Here is a 19012-nt window from a genome sequence, read left to right on the forward strand (position 1 = left end):
TCGTGGACGATGGAGACCGTGAGCCCTGGCATCTGGACGCATCTCGGTCAGCGGGCGCTGGTCTGGCCCGGCAAGAACTGGCCGCTCGGCGCGACCTGGTCGCCGCAGTCGACGAACTTCGCCGTGCACGCGCCCAACGCCACCGCGTGCTGGCTCTGCGTCTTCGACGACGACGGCGCCGAGACCCGCCACCAGCTCACCGAGCGCTCCCTCGGCATCTGGCACGGCGCGCTGCCCGACATCGCCCCCGGCACCCGGTACGGCTACCGCGTCGACGGCCCGTGGGACCCCGCGCAGGGGTTCCGGTTCAACCCGCACAAGCTGCTGCTGGACCCCTACGCGCTCGCCACGTCCGGGACCATCGACCCCGCACCGGCGCTGTTCGGGTACGACCAGGACGACCCGACGCTCCGCGACGAGCAGGACTCCGCGCCGCACACCGGGCGCAGCGTCGTGGTCGACCCGTCGTTCGACTGGGAGGGCGACGCCCCGATGCGCCGCCGCTGGCGCGACACGGTGATCTACGAGGCGCACGTCAAGGGCATGACCAAGCTGCACGACCGGGTGCCCGAGGAGCTGCGCGGCACGTACGCCGGCCTCGCGACGCCGGCGGTCGTCGACTACCTGCACGACCTCGGCGTCACGGCCGTCGAGCTGCTGCCCGTGCAGCAGTTCTTCTCCGAGCCGGCGCTGCTCCAGCGGGGCACCGTGAACTACTGGGGCTACAACACCATCGGCTACTTCGCCCCGCACGCCGGCTACTCCTCCAGCGGCGACCGGGGCGGCCAGGTCGCGGAGTTCAAGCACCTGGTCAAGACCCTGCACGCCGCGGGCCTCGAGGTGATCCTCGACGTGGTCTACAACCACACCGCCGAGGGCGGCGCGCTCGGGCCGACGCTGTCCTTCCGCGGCCTCGACGACCGCGGCTTCTACAAGCGGGTGAAGCCGCAGCGGGACGCCGAGTCGGGCCTCGAGATCTTCGACGACACCTACTGGGACGTCACCGGCTGCGGCAACACCGTCGCCGCCGGCGAGCCGCAGGCGCTGCGGCTGATCCTCGACTCGCTGCGCTACTGGGTCACCGAGATGCACGTCGACGGGTTCCGCTTCGACCTGATGTCCGCGCTGACCCGCACCGGCTACGACATCGACATGAACAGCCGGCTGCTGCTCGCGATCGGCCAGGACCCGGTGCTGCGGCACGTGAAGCTGATCGCCGAGCCCTGGGACGCCTCGATGGACGGCTACCTGGTCGGCCGGATGCCGCCGCCGTGGGTGGAGTGGAACGACCAGTACCGCGACGAGATCCGCGACTTCTGGCGCAACCACACCTCGGGGATCCGCACCGTCGCCACCCGGCTCGCGGGCTCCTCGGACCTGTACGCCGACGACGGCCGCTCGGCGTACAACTCGGTCAACTTCATCACCGCCCACGACGGGTTCACGCTGCGCGACCTGGTCAGCTACGAGCACAAGCACAACGAGGCCAACGGCGAGGACAACCGCGACGGCACCGACAACAACCGGTCCTGGAACCACGGCCTCGAGGGCGAGACCGACGACGACGCGCTGGTCGCCGTACGCCGCCGGCAGGCCGCGAACATGATGGCGACCCTCTGCCTCTCCAACGGCGTCCCGATGATCACCGCCGGCGACGAGCGCGGCCGCACCCAGGGCGGGAACAACAACGCCTACTGCCAGGACAACGAGACCTCGTGGATCGACTGGCGGCCCGACGACGCGTGGCTCGACGTCTACGAGATCACCAAGCTCGCGCTGCGGCTGCGCCGTGAGCACCCCGCGCTGCGGCAGCGGCACTGGTTCGAGGGCCGGCCGACCATCCGCGGCGGGCCCAAGGACCTCGCCTGGCTGCACCCGAGCGGCCGCGAGATGACCGGCGACGACTGGTACGACCCCGAGCTGCGCACCGTCGGGATGTTCGTCTCCGGCGCCCCGCTGCGCGAGCCCGGCCCCCGCGGCGAGCAGCTCGTGGACACCTCGTTCATGCTCTGGTTCAACTCCGGCTGGCTCCCCCAGCGCGTCGAGCTGCCCGAGAACGACTGGGTCCAGGAGGGCGTGGTCGTGCTCTCCACCGACGTCAACCTCCCCGTCGGGACCCGCGTCCAGGCCGGCGAGCGGATCGCCATCGGCCGGCGCACGGTCGTCGTCCTCGAGGCCTGATCCGTAACACGGATTTAATTCCATTTGGTAGTAACTGGTAACCGGGCGTTCCTACGGTCCTCGGCAAGAGAGCACGACGTCGTGCTCGTGAGGTGTGGTTCTCCCGAGAGGTTCCATCCGTGTCCAAGTCCCGCGCTCGTCTGGCGACGAGCTCCGCATCCATCCTGGCCGCCGCCCTGGTCCTGAGCAGCTGTGGCGGCTCGAAGTCCGCCGACGACGAAGGCAGCCCGGCTGCCGAGAGCTGTGTCGACACCTCGGGCGAGACCATCAAGCTCGGCTTCCTCAACTCCACGTCCGGCGCGATGGCCATCAGCGAGCAGACCGTCCGCGACTCGCTGCTGCTCGCCGCCGAGGAGATCAACGCGGACGGCGGCATCCTGGGCAAGAAGATCGAGCCCGTCGAGGAGGACGGCGCCAGCGACCCGGCCGTCTTCGCCGAGAAGGCCCAGAAGCTGCTCACCAGCGACTGCGTGGCCGCGGTCTTCGGCGGGTGGACCTCCGCGTCGCGCAAGGCGATGCTGCCGGTGGTCGAGGGCGCCGGCGGCCTGCTGTTCTACCCGGTCCAGTATGAGGGGCTCGAGGCGTCGGAGAACATCTACTACACCGGCGCGACGACCAACCAGCAGATCATCCCGGCAATGGACTTCCTCGCCAGCGAGGGCGCCAAGACCCTGTTCCTGGCCGGGTCGGACTACGTCTTCCCGCGGACGGCGAACAAGATCATCAAGCAGTACGCCGCCGAGCTCGGGATCGAGATCGTCGGCGAGGAGTACGTCCCGCTCGACAGCGACGACTGGTCGACGCAGGTCGCCAAGATCGTCGACGCCAAGCCCGACTTCGTGTTCAACACGATCAATGGCTCGTCCAACGTCGGCTTCATCAAGGCCTACTACGAGCAGGGCCTGGGCCCGGACTCCTCCCCCATCATCTCGGTCTCGATCGCCGAGGAGGAGGCGCCGGCGATGGGCAAGGACGTCACCGGCCAGTACGCCGCGTGGAACTACTTCCAGTCCGTGGAGTCCCCCGCCAACACGGCGTTCATCGAGGCCTTCCAGGCCGAGTACGGCGCGGACCGCCCGACCTCGGACCCCATGGAGGCGGCGTACACCTCGCTCCACCTCTACAAGAACATCGTGGAGAAGGCCGACTCCTTCGCCGTCGACGACATCAACGCCGCCTCGGACGGCGTCTCCTTCGACGCGCCGGAGGGCACGGTCACCATCGACGGCGACAACCACCACATCGCCAAGACCGGCCTGATCGGCAAGATCAACGCCGACAACCAGTTCGACGTGGTGTGGAGCTCCGAGGAGCCGATCGAGCCCGACCCGTTCCTCGAGGGCTACGACTGGTGGGACCCGAACGCGGAGTGACGCGTCCCTGTCCCTGATCACCAGCACACGACGGGGTCCCGCGCCGGCACGGCGCGGGACCCCGACTCGGGAAAGGTCGGCATGGAGTCCTTCACCACGCCCCTGCTCACCGGCACGTCCACCGCCGCGATCCTGCTGATCGCCGCCCTCGGCCTGGCCCTCACCTTCGGCCAGATGGGCGTCATCAACATGGCCCACGGCGAGTTCCTGATGGCCGGCGCCTACGCGACGTACCTGACCCAGCAGGTCGTCACCAACGCCGACTTCTCGGTCCTCCTCGCGATCCCCGTCGCCTTCGCCGTGGCGGGGCTGCTGGGGCTGGCGCTCGAGGCGGGCGTCATCCGCTGGATGTACCACCGCCCGCTCGACACGCTCCTGGTGACCGTCGGCGTCAGCATGGTCCTCCAGCAGCTCGCCAAGGACCTCTTCGGCGCCCAGGGCGACCCGGTCCGCCAGCCCGGCTGGCTGGACGGGAGCCTCGCGGTGCTGGGCTACAACTGGCCCTACACCCGGATGTTCACGATCGCGCTCGCGGTCGCCGCGCTCGGAGGGCTGGCCGCGCTGCTCAAGTACTCCCCGTTCGGCCGGCAGATCCGGGCGACGGTCCAGAACCGGGACCTCGCCGAGACGATGGGCATCTCGACCCGGCAGGTGGACCGGATCACCTTCTTCGTCGGCTCCGGGCTGGCCGGCATCGGTGGGGTCGCGCTCGCCCTCGCCTCCGGCACCAACCCCAACCTGGGCACCACCTACATCATCCCGGCGTTCCTCGTCGTCGTCGCCGGTGGGCTCGGGCAGCTCCGGGGCACCGTGATCGCCGCCTGGCTGGTCGGCGTGGTGACCGCCTTCCTGACCGACTGGTTCAGCGGCAGCACGGCCCAGGTGGTCACCTTCGCCCTGGTCGTCATCTTCCTGCAGGTCCGCCCGCAGGGGCTGTTCACCGTGCGCACCCGGGGGCTGGCATGACCGGGCCACGGCGTACGGCGGCTCCGGCCCGGGTCGCGGGGCTGCTCCGGACCTGGGGCGGCCTCCTCGGCATCGGCCTGCTCGCGCTGGCCCTGCTCGTGGTCGCGCCGGCCGTCCTCAGCGACTTCCGGCTCGGCAACCTCGGCAAGTACTGCTGCTGGGCGATCGCCGCCGTCGGCATCGGCCTGGCCTGGGGGCGCGGCGGGATGCTCGTGATGGGCCAGGGCGTGTTCTTCGGCATCGGCGGCTACGCGATGGCGATGCACCTCAAGCTGGAGGCCGCCGGCCCCGGCAACGTGCCCGACTTCATGGTGCTCTACGGCGACGGCACGATGCCCGGCTGGTGGGAGCCGTTCCGCAGCGGGGCGTTCACCCTGGTCGCGATCGTGGTGGTGCCGGCGGTCGTGGCCGCCGTCCTCGGCTTCGCGATCTTCAAGCGCCGCGTGCGGGGCGCGTACTTCGCGATCCTCAACCAGGCCCTCGCGGTCGCGTTCGCCACGCTGCTGGTCGCGACGATCAAGCAGACCGGCGGCTTCAACGGCCTCAACAGCTTCCCGTCGTTCTTCGGCTACAACCTCTACGACCCGGTGAACCGGCGGATGCTCTACTCCATCGCCGCCGGGCTGCTGATCGGCTGCCTCGTGCTGGCCTGGCACCTCCAGCGCAGCCGGTTCGGCGAGCTGCTCGTGGCCACCCGCGACGCCGAGGACCGGGTCCGCTTCCTGGGCCACGACCCGGCGAACATCAAGCTGGTCGCGTTCGTGATCGCGGCCGTCATGGCGAGCATCGGCGGCGCCATGTTCGCGCCGATCGCGGGGATCATCTCGCCCTCCGACGTCAACGCGACCGCCTCGATCCTGCTGATCGCCGGCGTGGCGCTCGGCGGTCGTGCCTCGCTGCTCGGACCGGCGCTCGGCGCGCTCGCCGTCGGCTACGGCCAGTCGGCGCTCTCCGAGTCCTTCCCCAACCAGTGGACCTACTTCCAGGGAGCGTTGTTCATCGTGGTGATCCTGCTCATCCCCGCCGGCCTGGCCTCGTTGCCGCCCCGGCTGTGGGCCGCGGCCACCCGGCGTACCCGCGCCGGGACGGGGGGCGCGGCATGACCGCCCGCGGCCTGGACTACCTCGAGGTGCAGGGCCTGACCGTCGACTTCGACGGCTTCAAGGCGGTCGACAGCGTCGACCTGACCCTCCTCCAGGGCGAGCTGCACTTCCTGATCGGTCCGAACGGCGCCGGCAAGACCACCCTGGTCGACGCCATCACCGGCCTGGTGCCGGGCACCGGCCTGGTGCGGTACCGCCACCGCGACCTGCTCTCGATGCGGTCCCACCGGATCGTGCGGCTCGGCGTCGGCCGCACCTTCCAGACCGCCACCGTCTTCGAGGAGCTCACCGTCGCGCAGAACCTCGACATCGCCGGCGGGGTCCACCGCCGGGCCTGGCAGCTCGCGCTCGCCCGGCGCTCGATGCCCGAGTACGTCGAGCGGGCGCTCGAGACCGTCGGGCTGACGGCGCTCCGCGACCGCCCCGCAGGGGTGCTCGCGCACGGGCAGAAGCAGTGGCTGGAGATCGGCATGCTGCTGGTCCAGGACGCCCGCGTGATGCTGCTCGACGAGCCGGTCGCCGGGATGAGCGCCGAGGAGCGCCAGGAGACCGGGGAGCTGCTCCGGCGGATCGGCTCCGAGCGCACGATCGTGGTCATCGAGCACGACATGGAGTTCGTCCGCAGCTTCGCCGACAAGGTGACCGTCATGCACGCCGGGAAGGTGCTCACCGTGGGGTCCGTCGCCGAGATCCAGGCCGACGAGCGGGTCCAGGAGGTCTACCTGGGCCGCACCGGCGACGCCGTCCTCGCCGATCCCGAGGCGGTCGCCGCCGAGGCGGCCGGAGAGGTGGTCTGATGCTGGAGCTCACGGGAGTCAGCGTCGGGTACGCCCGGACCACGGTCGTCCACGACGTCGACCTGGTCGTCCCGCGCGGCGGCGCGGTCGCGGTGATGGGGCACAACGGCGCCGGCAAGACCACGCTGCTGCGGGCCGCCGTCGGGCTGCTCCCGGCCAAGCACGGGACCATCCTGCTCGACGGCGAGGACGTGACCCGGATGCGGCCGCACCAACGGGTACGCCGCGGCCTGGGCTACGTGCCCCAGGGCCAGCTCGCCTTCCCCCAGCTCACCACGATGGAGAACCTCCGGCTGGTGGCCGACCGGCGCCCGGAGGGCCAGCGCCTCCTCGGGGAGGTCCTCGACACCTTCCCGGCGCTGACCGGGCTGCTGCGCCGCAGGGCCGGCCTGCTCTCCGGGGGCCAGCGCCAGCAGCTCGCCATCGCGCGGACCCTGCTGACCGAGCCGCGGCTGCTGATCCTCGACGAGCCCACCGAGGGCATCCAGCCCAACGTGGTCGCCGAGATCGAGCGGGTGATCGCCGACCTCACCGCGCGGGGGGACCTCTCCGTGCTGCTCGTCGAGCAGCACGTCGGGTTCGCGCTGCGGGTCACCGACCGCTACTACGTGCTGGAGTCCGGGCGGGTGACGTCCAGCGGCGAGGGCGGCCCCGGGGCCGTCGAGGACGTCCGCACGGCGATGGCGGTCTGAGCATGCACCTCACCCCGAGCGACACCGAGAAGCTGCTGCTCGCCGTGGCCGGCATGGTGGCCCGCGACCGCCTCGCCCGCGGCGTCCGGCTCAACCACCCCGAGACCGTGGCGCTGCTGAGCACCTGGGTCATCGAGCGCGCCCGCGAGGGCGCGAGCGTGGCCGACCTGATGACCCGCGGCCGCGAGGTGCTGACCCGCGACCAGGTGATGCCCGACGTCGCGGAGATGGTCACCGACGTCCAGGTCGAGGCCACGTTCCCCGACGGCCGCAAGCTCGTCACGCTGCACCGCCCGATCGCCTGACCGGCCCCCGCCGCCCCCCACACCGCACCTCCCCGAGGAGTTCCACGATGTCCCACCAGACCAGCGGTCCCGGCGCGATCCGGGTCGCGCCCGGCACCGTCGAGATCAACGCCGACCGCGGTCCCGACGAGCGGCGCACGCTCGTGGTCCTCAACACCGGCGACCGGCCGGTGCAGATCGGCTCGCACATCCACCTGCCCGACGTGAACGCCGCGCTCGACTTCGACCGGGTGGCCGCGGCCGGCTTCCGCCTCGACATCCCCTCGGGCACGTCGCGGCGGTTCGAGCCCGGCGCGTCGCGGGAGGTCGACGTCGTCGCGCTGCGCGGTCGCCGCCGGGTCCCCGGCATCCAGGTCCGGGCCGATGGCTGAGATCACCCGCGCCGAGTACGCCGCGCTGTACGGGCCGACCGTCGGCGACCAGGTCCGCCTCGGCGACACCGACCTGTGGGTCATGGTCGAGCAGGACCTGACCTTCGGCGGCGAGGAGGCGGTCTTCGGCGGGGGCAAGTCGATCCGCGAGTCGATGGCGCAGGGCACCGCGACCCGCGCCGAGGGTGCCCTGGACACCGTCATCACCAACGCGGTCGTGCTGGACCACTGGGGCGTGGTGCGCGCCGACGTGGGCATCCGGGACGGCCGGATCGTCGCGCTCGGCCGCGCCGGCAACCCCGACATCGCCGACGGCGTCCACCCCGACCTGCTGATCGGCCCGTCCACCGACGTCGTCTCCGGGGAGGGCCGGATCCTCACCGCCGGCGCCGTCGACGTCCACGTGCACCTGATCTCCCGCTCCCAGCTCCTCGAGGCGCTCGCGACCGGGATCACGACCGTGGGCGGCGGCGGCACCGGACCCTCCGAGGGCTCGAAGGCGACGACGGTGACCCCGGGCGCCTGGCACCTCCGGACGGTGCACCGCGCGCTGGACTCGATGCCCCTCAACGTCCTGCTGTTCGGCAAGGGCAACACGGTGAGCGCCGCGGGCCTGGCCGAGCAGGCGCTCGCCGGCGCCGCGGCGTACAAGGTGCACGAGGACTGGGGCTCCACCCCGGCCGCGATCGACGCGGCGCTCCGGGCCGCGGACGAGCACGGCCTCCAGGTGGCCCTGCACTCCGACAGCCTCAACGAGGCCGGCTACCTCGAGTCGACCGTCGCCGCGATCGGCGGGCGCTCGATCCACGCCTTCCACGCCGAGGGCGCCGGCGGCGGCCACGCGCCCGACATCCTGCGGGTCGCCGGCCTGCCGCACGTGATCCCGGGGTCGACCAACCCGACCCTGCCGCACACCGTCAACACCGTCGCCGAGCACCTCGACATGCTGATGGTCTGCCACCACCTCAACCCGCAGGTCCCCGAGGACCTGGCCTTCGCCGAGTCCCGGATCCGCGCCACCACGATCGCGGCCGAGGACGTGCTGCACGACCTGGGCGCGCTCTCGATCACGTCCTCGGACGCCCAGGCGATGGGCCGGATCGGCGAGGTGATCTGCCGGACCTGGCAGGTCGCCCACGTGATGAAGCACCGCCTGGGCGACCACGCCGACCTCGGCGGGCCGGCCGACAACGCCCGGGCCAAGCGGTACGTCGCCAAGTACACGATCAACCCGGCGATCGCCCACGGCGTCGGGCACGAGGTGGGCTCGGTCGAGCCCGGCAAGCTCGCCGACCTGGTGCTGTGGGACCCCCGTTTCTTCGGCATCCGCCCGGAGGCGGTGCTCAAGGGCGGCGCGCTCGTGTGGGGCGCGCTGGGCGACCCCAACGCGTCGATCCCGACCCCCCAGCCGGTGCTGATGCGGCACACCCTCGTCGACCCCGCGGACGGGGCGGGCGCCGACCACGCCGTCACCTTCGTCGCCCCCGCCGCCCTCGAGGACGGGCTCGCCGAGCGGCTCGGCCTCCGCCGCCGGCTCGCCGCGATCACCCCGACCAGGGCGGTCGGCAAGGCGGACATGGTCAACAACAGCGCGACCCCGGACATCCAGGTCGACCCGGAGACGTTCGCGATCACCGTCGACGGCGTACTGATCGAGCCGGCGCCCGCGCAGGAGCTGCCGCTCGCCCAGCTCTACTCCCTCTTCTGAGGTGGCCGCCGTGTCCCGGGACCTGCTGCTGATGCTGCTGTCCGACGCCCGCCTGCCCGTGGCCGGCCACACCCAGTCCGGCGGGCTCGAGCCCGCGGTCCGTGACGGGCTGACCGCCGCGCACGTGCCGGCGTACCTGCGCACGCGGCTGCGGACCGTCACCCGGGTGGAGGCGGCCGCCGCGGTCGTCGCCCGGCACCACCTCGAGGCCGGCCGCCCCGTCGAGCCGGTCGAGCGGGCCTGGGCGGCCCGCACCCCCAGCGCGGCGATGCGCCGGACCTCCCGGGCGCAGGCCCGCGCCTTCCTCCGGCTGGCCGAGCGGCTCTGGCCCGACAGCGAGCCGGTGCGTGCGGTCGCCGCCGCCGCGGGGCCCTCGCGCGCCCTGGCCCTCGCCGCGGCGGCGGTCGCCTGCGAGCTGGACGCCACCGCGCTGGCCCGCCTCGTCGGCTACGACGACGTGCAGACGGTGACCGCGGCGGCGCTGAAGCTGCTGCCGCTGGACCCCGCCGAGGCCACCGGCTGGGTGCTCGACGCCCTGCCCGAGGTGGACCGGCTGGCCGCCGAGGTCGCCCCCCTGACCACCCCCGAGGCCGTCCCGGCCGCGGGGGCACCCCAGATCGAGGTGTGGGCCGAGGCCCACGCCGTCAGCTCCCGGAGGTTGTTCAGTGCCTGAGACGTCGTCCCACCGGACCGGTGGTCCCGCCCGTGCCCTGCGCCTGGGGGTCTGCGGCCCCGTCGGCACCGGCAAGAGCTCCCTCATCGCGCTGCTGTGCCGCGAGCTGTCGGACTCCCTGCGGCTCGGGGTGGTCACCAACGACATCTACACCGACGAGGACGCCCGCTTCCTCCGCTCCGCCGGGGTGCTGCCCGCCGAGCGGATCCGCGCCGTCGAGACCGGCGCCTGCCCGCACACGGCGATCCGCGACGACATCACCGCCAACCTGATCGCCGTCGAGCAGCTGGAGGCCGACTTCGACCCCCTCGACGTCGTCCTGCTCGAGTCCGGCGGGGACAACCTCACCGCCACCTTCTCCCCCGCGCTCGTCGACGTGCAGGTCTTCGTCCTCGACGTCGCGGGCGGCGGCGACGTCGCGCGCAAGGGCGGGCCCGGCATCGAGCGCGCCGACCTGCTGGTGGTCAACAAGACCGACCTCGCGCCGTACGTCGGGGTCGACTGCGCGCAGATGGTCGCCGACGCGCACACCGCGCGCCAGGGCGGTCCGGTGGTCGCGCTCTCGCGCACGGACCCGGAGTCCGTGGCCGCGCTCACGGGCTGGGTCCGCGCCCAGCTGGACCGGCACCGGACGGGGTCGCTGGTCCCCCGCGACCCCGGACCGATGGCGGCCCACAGCCATGACCACGTCCACGCCTGACCGGGCGCCCGACCGGGCCGACGGCGGCGGCGTCCAGGGCGAGGGCGAGGGCGAGGGCAGCCGCACCACGATCACCGTGGACCGCCCCGCCGAGGGCGGCAGGCTGCGGGTCGGGATGCACGCGGTGGGCGGCCCGGACCGGCCCGTGCTCCGGCCGATGCTGGTCGCCGCCGACGAGCGGACGGCCCGGGTGGCGCTGGTGCCCGAGGGCGCGCTGCTGCTCGCCGGCGACGTGCTCACGACCTGGGTCCGGGTCGGCCCCGGAGCGGCGCTGGAGCTGCTCGAGCCGGCTGGGACCGTGGCGTACGACATGCGCGGCGGCAGCGCCCGGTGGGACGTCCACGTCGAGCTCGCCGCCGGCGCGACCCTGGTCTGGCACGGCGAGCCGTTCGTCGCCGTGTCCGGCTCCGAGGTGGACCGCCGCACGGTCGTCGACCTCGCCCCCACCGCCCGGCTGGCGCTGCGCGAGACCCTCGTGCTCGGCCGGTACGGCGAGTGGCCCGGCACGCTCCGCAGCCGGCTGGAGGCCCGCGTCGACGGGGCGCCGGTGCTGGTCGAGGACCTGGGCCTCGCCCCGGACACGGCGGGGATGCTCCTCGGCGGGCACCGGGTGCTCGGGTCGGTCCTGCTCCTCGGCGCCGACCTCCCGGGGGACCCCGGCCCGGACCGGTTCGACCTGGAGGGCGGCGGCACCCTCGTGCGGCGGCTGGCCGCCGAGGCGCACCAGGCCGTCCTCGCGGACACCTGGGCGCAGGCCCGGGCCACGGTGCGGCTCCCGTGACGCCCTCAGGTCGTCCGGGCGATCTGCTGCTGCACCTCGAACTCCAGGCCGCGGGCGGCCGCGAGGTAGACGTCCTGGTTGAGCAGGTTGCCGTCGAGCCGCAGCAGGCCGCGGGGGCTGTCGTAGAACTGGCCCGAGGTCATCGCCGCGACGTCCGCCACGTCGACGCCGCCGCACACCCGGCCCATCCGGGCGAGGAAGAGGATCGCCTCGTAGCAGGACTCCCCGACCGCGTTCAGCGCGGGCGCCCACGGGCCGAACCGGTCGTGGTAGTCGCGGCTCAGCGCCGTGCTCTCCGCCGTGCCCATCCCGTCGAAGTACGCCGCGGCGGCGTACAACCCGTCGTGGGCGCCGGCCCCGCCCCCGAGCAGGGTGTTCTCCTCGACCGCCGGGCTCAGCCGGACGAGCGACCCGCTCAGCCCGCGACCGGCGAACTGGCGGTTGAAGCGCACCGCGTCCTGACCCATCAGCAGCATGATCACGCCGTCCACCCGGCCCGGGTCGAGCCCGTCGAGGACGCCGCGGAAGTCCGTCGTCCCCAGCGGGACGTAGGTCTCGCTGACGATCTCCGCCGCCGAGTCCTCGAGGGCGGCCCGCGTGGTGGCCGCGGTCACCCGCGGGAAGACGTAGTCGTTGCCGACCACCGCCCAGCGGCCGACGCCGAGCTGCTCGCGCATCCAGTGGACGGCCGGCAGCAGCTGGTTGACCGGGCGTTCGCCGAGCATGAACACGCCGGGGGTGTCGTCGCGACCCTCGTGCATGGCGGCGTACGCGTAGACGACCCGGCCGCCGACCCGTCGGGTGATCGCGACCCGCACCGCCGAGATGTGCCAGCCGGCGACCGCCTGCACCCGGCCCTGGTCCACCAGCGACCCGACCTCCTCGGCGACCGCCTCCGGCGAGCGGCCGGCGTCGACGACCACGAGCTCGACCCGGCGCCCGGCGATCCCGTCCGCGGCGTTGAGCTGCTCGACGGCGAGCTGCCCGCACGTCAGGCAGGACGGGCCGTACAGGCCGGTCGGGCCCTGGAGCGGGACCACGAAGGCGATCGAGAGCGTCTCGGCCTCCCGGGCGCCCCGCCTCGTCGCGTCGACCTGCACGGGGACCTCCGGTGCGCGGTGGGGCTCGGCGTGACCAGAGAGCGACGCTGCCCGCCCGGACGGTCGCCTACGATAGGGCGGCGCGGCGCGGACGTGCTCGGGAAGACGTGAGATGAGACGAATGACTCCTCAGGAGCTGGCGGGCCGGATGGGCGAGGACACGGGCGACCTCGTCGGCCCCAGCCTCGGCCTGCTGCTCGCCCACGCCGAGCACACCGTCCGGCTGCGCCTGGGCCCGGTGCTCGCCGAGGCCGGGCTGAGCGTGGAGCACTGGCGGATCATGGCGGTCCTGCTCGCCCGGCCGGGCCTGCCGATGGCGTCGGTCGCCACCGCTGCGGTGGTGCCCAGCGCAACCCTCACCCGGCACGTGGACCGGCTCGTCGACCGGGCGCTGGTGGTACGGCGCATCGACCCCGCCGACAAGCGCCGGGTCGTGGTGGCGCTCTCCCCGATGGGCACCGAGCTGGCCGGCCGGCTGCGGGCCGCGGAGCGCAGCGTCGAGGACGAGATCTCCACGGGCCTGGGCCGGTCCCGCTACGCCGCGCTGGTCCGCGAGCTCAGCCTGCTGCCCCACCTGTCCGACTGAGCAGTCACCCCTGCTTGAGCTGGGCGACCCGCACGTGGTTGCCGAACGGGTCGCGCAGCCCGAAGTCGATGCCGTACGCCTGCTCCGTGGGTTCCTCGGTGAGCTCGACGCCGCGCGTCCTCAGCTCGGCGTACGTCGCGTGGGCGTCGTCGACGGCGAAGAACAGGTGGCCGCCCGCGGCCCCCTTGCTGACCATCTCCCGCACCTGCTCCGCGGTCTCCTCGCTCATCGCCGGCGGCCCGGGCCGCTCGAGCAGGATCTTGTGGTCGGGGTCCCCGGGCACGCAGACGGTCAGCCACCGCATGAACCCGAGGTCGAGGTCGGTGTCGACCTCGAGGCCGAGCTTGCCGACGTAGAAGTCGAGGGCCTCGTCCTGGTCGAGGACGTAGATGCCGGAGATGTTCAGTCGCTTCATCATGGGTCGACGCTAGTGCTGGGACACGGACGCCCGCTTCTCCGAAATCGCTGTGCTCGCGGGCCGCAGCCAGGCGTGGGCGAAGCAGCTCGGGACGGGGCCCACGGACCCGCGGCGCCGGTGCGCCGTGGGGCTCTCGCCCACGATCTCGTGGAAGACCCGGCTGAAGGTGCCGAGGCTGGTGAAGCCGACCTCGACGCAGATGTCGGTCACGCTGCGGTCGGTGGTGCGCAGCAGCCAGATCGCCCGCTCCACCCGCCGGCGCTGGAGGTAGCGGTGCGGCGTCTCGCCGAACACGGCGCGGAAGGTGCGGATGAAGTGGGACTCGGACACGCACGCGAGCCCGGCGAGGGTGGGGACGTCGAGCGCGTCGGCATAGCTGCGGTCCATCAGGTCGCGCACCCGGAGCAGCCGCCGGTTCCTCTCCTCGGTGACCTTGCTCATCCCGGCATCCCACCACGCGCGCCGTCGACAGCCCAGGGCCGACGGGTCGGCGGTCAGGCGCCGGGGAGAGCGACCACGCCGAGCTCGGCGGGCGAGACGAGGGAGGCGTGGCGGGGCACGACCCGGACCGTGTAGCCGAAGGCGCCGGCGTGGTCGAGCACCACGTCGCCGTCGAAGCGGTGCCGGTCGCCCTCGTAGGTCTCCGCGAGCGCCAGCTCGTCGATGGTGGTCTCGACCAGCACGTCCTCGCCGGTCGGCCGGCCGTGGACCAGCTGCACCGCCACGTCCTCGGGCCGCAGGCCGCCGAGGGCGACGAACGCCCGCACGTGCATGGTGGCGCCGACCTCGGGGGCGTCGCCGACGCCGTCGCTCTCCACGTGCTCGACGCGTACGCCGGGCCACGCGGCGCGCACGGTCCGCTTCCAGGCCGCGAGCTCCGCCGCACCGGCGTAGTCGCTGTCGAGCCGGCGGGCGTTGGCCGCGGCGGGGGCGTAGAGCTGGCGCACGTAGTCGCGGACCATCCGGGTGGCGAGCACCTTCGGCCCGAGCGACTTCAGCGTGTGCCGGAGCATCTCGACCCAGCGGGTCGGCACGCCGTCCTCGTCGACGTCGTAGAAGCGCGGCGCGACCTCCTGCTCGATCAGGCGGTACAGCGCGTCGGCCTCGAGGTCGTCGCGGCGGTCGGGGTCCTCGACGCCGTCGGCGGACGGGATCGCCCAGCCGTTCTCGCCGTCGTACCACTCGTCCCACCAGCCGTCGAGGATGGAGAGGTTCAGGCCGCCGTTCAGCGCCGCCTTCATGCCCGAGGTGCCGCACGCCTCGTAGGGGCGCAGCGGGTTGTTCAGCCACACGTCGCAGCCGGGGTAGAGCGGCTGGGCCATCGCGATGTCGTAGTTCGGCAGGAAGACGATGCGGTGGCGCACCTCCGGGTCGTCGGCGAACCGCACCATCTCCTGGATCAGCCGCTTGCCGCCGTCGTCGGCGGGGTGCGCCTTGCCCGCGATCACCAGCTGCACCGGGCGCTCGGGGTCCAGCAGCAGCCGCTTGAGCCGCGCGGGGTCGCGGAGCATCAGCGTGAGCCGCTTGTACGACGGGACGCGGCGCGCGAAGCCGATCGTCAGCACGTCGGGGCTGAGCGCGTCGTCGATCCAGGTCAGCTCGGCGTCCGCCGCGCCGCGCTTCTCCCACGACCGGCGCACCCGGCGGCGGGCGTCGAGCACCAGCCGCTCGCGCAGCTGGCGCTTGACCGCCCACACCTCGGTGCCGGGCACCTTGTCGGCGACGGCCCAGAACGGGTCGGTGTGGTCGCCCTCGGGGTCGGCCCCGTGCCGCGCCGCCAGCTCGAAGAGCTCGCGGGCCACCCAGGTGGGCGCGTGCACGCCGTTGGTGATCGAGCCGATCGGCACGTCGGTCTCGTCGAAGGCGGGCCACAGGCCGTTGAACATGCCGCGGGAGACGTGGCCGTGCAGCTGGGAGACGCCGTTCGCCCGCTGGGAGAGCCGGAAGCCCATCACCGCCATGTTGAAGACCGACGGGTCGCCGCCGTCGTAGTCCTCGGCGCCGAGCGCCCGGATCCGCTCCAGCGGTACGCCGGGGGTCGCCCCCGCGGCGCCGAAGTACTGCTCGACGAGGGAGAGCGCGAACCGGTCGATGCCCGCCGGCACCGGCGTGTGCGTGGTGAAGACGGTCGAGGCGCGGCTGACCTCGAGCGCGGTGTCGAAGTCGAGCCGCGGCCCGTCCTCGGCGACCGTGAGCTCGCGGATCCGCTCCAGCCCGAGGAAGCCCGCGTGCCCCTCGTTGGTGTGGAAGACCTCCGGCTCGGGGTGCCCGGTGATCCGGGCGTAGGTGCGCAGCGCGCGCACGCCGCCGACGCCGAGGAGCAGCTCCTGGCGCAGCCGGTGCTCGCTGTTGCCGCCGTAGAGCCGGTCGGTGACGTCGACGTAGTGGTCGGGGTTGCCCTCGACGTCGGTGTCGAGCATCAGCAGCGGCACCCGGCCGACGCTGGCGACCCAGATCCGGGCGATCAGGTCCGGGCCGTCGGGCATCGCGATCGTGATCCGGGCCCCGGTGCCGTCCTGCTCGCGCAGCAGCGAGATCGGCAGCCCGTCGGGGTCGAGGACCGGGTAGGTCTCCTGCTGCCACCCCTCGCGGGAGAGGGCCTGCTTGAAGTAGCCGTGCCGGTAGAGCAGCCCGACGCCGACGATCGGCACGCCCAGGTCGCTGGCCGCCTTGAGGTGGTCGCCGGCGAGGATGCCGAGGCCGCCGGAGTACTGCGGCAGCACCGAGGTGATGCCGAACTCCGGGGAGAAGTAGCCGATCGCGCGCGGGCCGTCGCCGCCGGTGCGCTGGTACCACCGGTCCTCCGCGAGGTACGCCGCGAGGTCCGCGCGCGCCGCCCCGAGCCGGCCGAGGAACCCAGCGTCCGCGGCCAGCTCCTCGAGCCGCGTGCGGCTCACGGCGCCCAGCAGGCGCACCGGGTCGCGGCCGGTGGACTCCCAGAGCGCGCCGTCGACCTCGGCGAACACGTCCTGGGTCGCCGGGTGCCAGGACCAGCGCAGGTTGCCGGCGAGGTCGCTCAGCGCCGCGAGGGCAGGCGGGAGGACGGGGCGGACGGTGAACCGTCGGATGGCGCGCACCGGAGCGACGCTAGCGTCTCCACTGGAACGATCCAACCCCCCGTCCGCCACCGCGCCGGCACCCTGCTTTCCTTGGTTCGTTCCGGGGCGAGTGGGTACACCTCGGACGTCCCTGGCGGCACGGAAATGCCCGCCGCACGCCCTCGTTAAGTTGGAGCAATGGTCGGACGCATCCCTGTCATGAACGTCAAGCCCGTGGTCGACCTCGGGCGACTGCCCGCCAAGGCCACCGTCGGAGAGCCCTTCCCCGTCTCGGCCTCGGTCTTCCGGGAGGGCCACGACAAGCTGGGTGCGGAGGTGGTGCTCACCGACCCGAGCGGCACCCGCCGCGACCCGGTGCGGATGACCAAGCACGCCGAGGTGCCCGACCGCTACGACGCCTGGGTGACCCCCGACGTCGTCGGCGCCTGGACCTTCGAGATCCAGTCCTGGGCCGACCCGATCGCGACCTGGCAGCACGCCGCGGGCATCAAGATCCCCGCTGGGATCGACGTCGAGCTGATGTTCACCGAGGGCCGGCTGATCCTCGAGCGCGTGCAGGCCGAGCTCCCCCGCACCGAGAAGGCCGGGCACGAGCTGCTCACCGCCGCGCTGGCCGCCTGCGCCGACACCGAGCGCCCGGCGGGCGCACGCCTCGCCGTGCTCCAGTCCCCCGAGCTCGAGGCGCTGCTGGTCGCGCACCCGCTCCGCGAGCTGGTCACCGTCGAGGGCCCCTACCCGGCGTACGCCGACCGGCAGCGCGCGCTGTACGGCAGCTGGTATGAGTTCTTCCCGCGCTCCGAGGGCGCGACCCGCGACCCCGAGACCGGCACGATCACCAGCGGCACCCTGCGCACCGCGGCGGAGCGGCTCGACGCCGTCGCGGAGATGGGGTTCGACGTGATCTACCTGCCGCCGATCCACCCGATCGGCGAGGTCAACCGCAAGGGACCCAACAACACCCTGACCCCCGGCCCCGACGACCCGGGCTCGCCGTGGGCGATCGGCAGCAAGGACGGCGGCCACGACGCCATCCACCCCGAGCTCGGCACGTTCGGGGACTTCGACGCGTTCGTCGCCCGCGCCCGGGAGCTCGACCTCGAGGTCGCGCTCGACCTGGCGCTGCAGGCGGCGCCGGACCACCCGTGGGTGACCAGCCACCCGGAGTGGTTCACCACCCGGGCCGACGGCACCATCGCGTACGCCGAGAACCCGCCCAAGAAGTACCAGGACATCTACCCGGTCAACTTCGACAACGACCCGACCGGCATCTGCCGCGAGGTGCTGCGGATCGTGCGGCTGTGGATGTCGCACGGCGTGCGGATCTTCCGCGTCGACAACCCGCACACCAAGCCGCTGGCGTTCTGGGAGTGGCTGCTCAAGGAGGTCCGGCGCACCGACCCCGACGTGGTGTTCCTCTCCGAGGCGTTCACCCGCCCGGCGATGATGCACGGCCTCGGCGCGGTGGGCTTCCACCAGAGCTACACCTACTTCACCTGGCGCACCGCCAAGTGGGAGCTCGAGGAGTACCTCCTCGAGCTCTCTTCGGAGTCCGACCACCTGATGCGGCCGAACTTCTTCGTCAACACCCCCGACATCCTGCACGCCTACCTGCAGTACGGCGGCCCGGCGGCGTTCAAGATCCGCGCGGTGATCGCCGCGACGGGGTCGCCGAGCTGGGGCGTGTACGCCGGCTACGAGCTCTACGAGCACGTCGCGATCAAGCCGGGGAGCGAGGAGTACCTCGACTCCGAGAAGTTCCAGATCCGGATCCGCGACTGGGAGGGCGCGGCGCGCGAGGGCCGCACCCTCGCGCCGTACCTCACCCGGCTCAACGAGATCCGCCGCCAGCACCCGGCGCTCCAGCTGCTGCGCAACGTCGTGGTGCACAGCACCGACGACGAGAGCGTCCTGTGCTTCTCCAAGCAGACCCTCGACGGCGACGACACCGTCATCGTCGTGGTCAACCTCGATCCGCACGCCACCCGCGAGACGACCGTCCACCTCGACCTGCCCGCGATGGGCCGCGAGTGGGGCGACACGTTCCTCGTGCGCGACGAGATCACCGGCGAGGAGTGGAGCTGGGGCGCGAACAACTACGTCCGGCTCGACCCCTACCACGAGCCCGCCCATGTCCTGACGGTCAGGAGGACCGCGTGACCCAGACCCAGCCAGACTCCCTCGAGACCGGGCCGACGCCCA

18 protein-coding genes are annotated in these 19012 nt (G+C 72.9%); 14 read left to right on the forward strand and 4 right to left on the reverse strand.

What is annotated here, in order from left to right; translation table 11 throughout:
- Window positions 1–9 precede the first annotated feature (9 nt).
- The 12 genes from glgX (at window position 10) to H4O22_RS12845 (ending at window position 11650) form a co-directional block, all read left to right on the forward strand.
- Complete coding sequence (gene glgX / locus H4O22_RS12790) at window positions 10–2181, forward strand: glycogen debranching protein GlgX (protein ID WP_425325965.1); 2172 nt, start codon at window positions 10–12, stop codon at window positions 2179–2181.
- 119 nt (window positions 2182–2300) lie between these two features.
- Window positions 2301–3554 carry an urea ABC transporter substrate-binding protein gene (gene urtA, locus H4O22_RS12795; RefSeq protein WP_182523779.1) on the forward strand — a complete coding sequence of 418 codons (1254 nt, stop codon included), beginning with the start codon at window positions 2301–2303 and terminating at the stop codon, window positions 3552–3554.
- Window positions 3555–3635: 81 nt separating this feature from the next.
- Window positions 3636–4520 (forward strand): urea ABC transporter permease subunit UrtB, encoded by an 885-nt coding sequence (gene urtB, locus H4O22_RS12800; protein WP_182523780.1) that lies wholly within the window; start codon window positions 3636–3638, stop codon window positions 4518–4520.
- A complete protein-coding gene (gene urtC, locus H4O22_RS12805; protein WP_182523781.1) occupies window positions 4517–5623 on the forward strand; it encodes an urea ABC transporter permease subunit UrtC in 1107 nt (368 codons plus the stop codon). Before urtB ends, urtC begins: the two co-directional genes overlap by 4 nt.
- A complete protein-coding gene (gene urtD / locus H4O22_RS12810) occupies window positions 5620–6420 on the forward strand; it encodes an urea ABC transporter ATP-binding protein UrtD (RefSeq protein ID WP_182523782.1) in 801 nt (266 codons plus the stop codon). The genes urtC and urtD overlap by 4 nt, the downstream gene beginning before the upstream one ends.
- A complete protein-coding gene (gene urtE, locus H4O22_RS12815; protein ID WP_182523783.1) occupies window positions 6420–7112 on the forward strand; it encodes an urea ABC transporter ATP-binding subunit UrtE in 693 nt (230 codons plus the stop codon). The genes urtD and urtE overlap by 1 nt, the downstream gene beginning before the upstream one ends.
- Window positions 7113–7114: 2 nt before the next feature.
- A complete protein-coding gene (locus H4O22_RS12820; protein WP_182523784.1) occupies window positions 7115–7417 on the forward strand; it encodes an urease subunit gamma in 303 nt (100 codons plus the stop codon).
- Window positions 7418–7464: 47 nt separating this feature from the next.
- Window positions 7465–7788, forward strand: coding sequence for an urease subunit beta (gene ureB, locus H4O22_RS12825; protein ID WP_182523785.1), 324 nt, complete (start codon window positions 7465–7467; stop codon window positions 7786–7788).
- Window positions 7781–9496 (forward strand): urease subunit alpha, encoded by a 1716-nt coding sequence (locus H4O22_RS12830; RefSeq protein WP_182523786.1) that lies wholly within the window; start codon window positions 7781–7783, stop codon window positions 9494–9496. Before ureB ends, H4O22_RS12830 begins: the two co-directional genes overlap by 8 nt.
- A gap of 10 nt (window positions 9497–9506) precedes the next feature.
- Window positions 9507–10169 carry an urease accessory protein UreF gene (locus H4O22_RS12835; protein WP_244962956.1) on the forward strand — a complete coding sequence of 221 codons (663 nt, stop codon included), beginning with the start codon at window positions 9507–9509 and terminating at the stop codon, window positions 10167–10169.
- On the forward strand, window positions 10162–10869 hold the full coding sequence (gene ureG, locus H4O22_RS12840) for an urease accessory protein UreG (RefSeq protein WP_182523787.1): 708 nt from the start codon (window positions 10162–10164) through the stop codon (window positions 10867–10869). Before H4O22_RS12835 ends, ureG begins: the two co-directional genes overlap by 8 nt.
- Window positions 10850–11650 carry an urease accessory protein UreD gene (locus H4O22_RS12845; protein WP_182523788.1) on the forward strand — a complete coding sequence of 267 codons (801 nt, stop codon included), beginning with the start codon at window positions 10850–10852 and terminating at the stop codon, window positions 11648–11650. Before ureG ends, H4O22_RS12845 begins: the two co-directional genes overlap by 20 nt.
- A 5-nt stretch (window positions 11651–11655) precedes the next feature.
- On the opposite strand, the gene H4O22_RS12850 is transcribed toward H4O22_RS12845, so the two are convergent.
- Window positions 11656–12750: a substrate-binding domain-containing protein gene (locus H4O22_RS12850; RefSeq protein ID WP_182523789.1), complete on the reverse strand. Its 1095-nt coding sequence runs from the start codon at window positions 12748–12750 to the stop codon at window positions 11656–11658.
- A 121-nt stretch (window positions 12751–12871) separates the two neighbouring features.
- On the opposite strand from H4O22_RS12850, the gene H4O22_RS12855 reads away from it, so the two are divergent.
- Window positions 12872–13336 (forward strand): MarR family winged helix-turn-helix transcriptional regulator, encoded by a 465-nt coding sequence (locus H4O22_RS12855; protein ID WP_227465472.1) that lies wholly within the window; start codon window positions 12872–12874, stop codon window positions 13334–13336.
- 4 nt (window positions 13337–13340) lie between these two features.
- Here H4O22_RS12855 and H4O22_RS12860 read toward each other — a convergent pair whose 3' ends face one another.
- From H4O22_RS12860 to glgP, 3 genes are read right to left on the reverse strand one after another with little or no spacing between them, the layout of a single operon-like run.
- Window positions 13341–13754 (reverse strand): VOC family protein, encoded by a 414-nt coding sequence (locus H4O22_RS12860; RefSeq protein WP_220451158.1) that lies wholly within the window; start codon window positions 13752–13754, stop codon window positions 13341–13343.
- 9 nt (window positions 13755–13763) lie between these two features.
- Window positions 13764–14195 (reverse strand): helix-turn-helix domain-containing protein, encoded by a 432-nt coding sequence (locus tag H4O22_RS12865; protein ID WP_182523790.1) that lies wholly within the window; start codon window positions 14193–14195, stop codon window positions 13764–13766.
- Window positions 14196–14248: 53 nt separating this feature from the next.
- Complete coding sequence (glgP, locus tag H4O22_RS12870) at window positions 14249–16831, reverse strand: alpha-glucan family phosphorylase (RefSeq protein ID WP_182523791.1); 2583 nt, start codon at window positions 16829–16831, stop codon at window positions 14249–14251.
- 159 nt (window positions 16832–16990) lie between these two features.
- Here glgP and H4O22_RS12875 point away from each other — a divergent pair, with 159 nt between their 5' ends.
- Complete coding sequence (locus H4O22_RS12875; RefSeq protein ID WP_182523792.1) at window positions 16991–18970, forward strand: alpha-1,4-glucan--maltose-1-phosphate maltosyltransferase; 1980 nt, start codon at window positions 16991–16993, stop codon at window positions 18968–18970.
- Window positions 18971–19012 lie beyond the last annotated feature (42 nt).

The organism is Nocardioides dongkuii (assembly GCF_014127485.1).
Lineage (GTDB): Bacteria > Actinomycetota > Actinomycetes > Propionibacteriales > Nocardioidaceae > Nocardioides > Nocardioides dongkuii.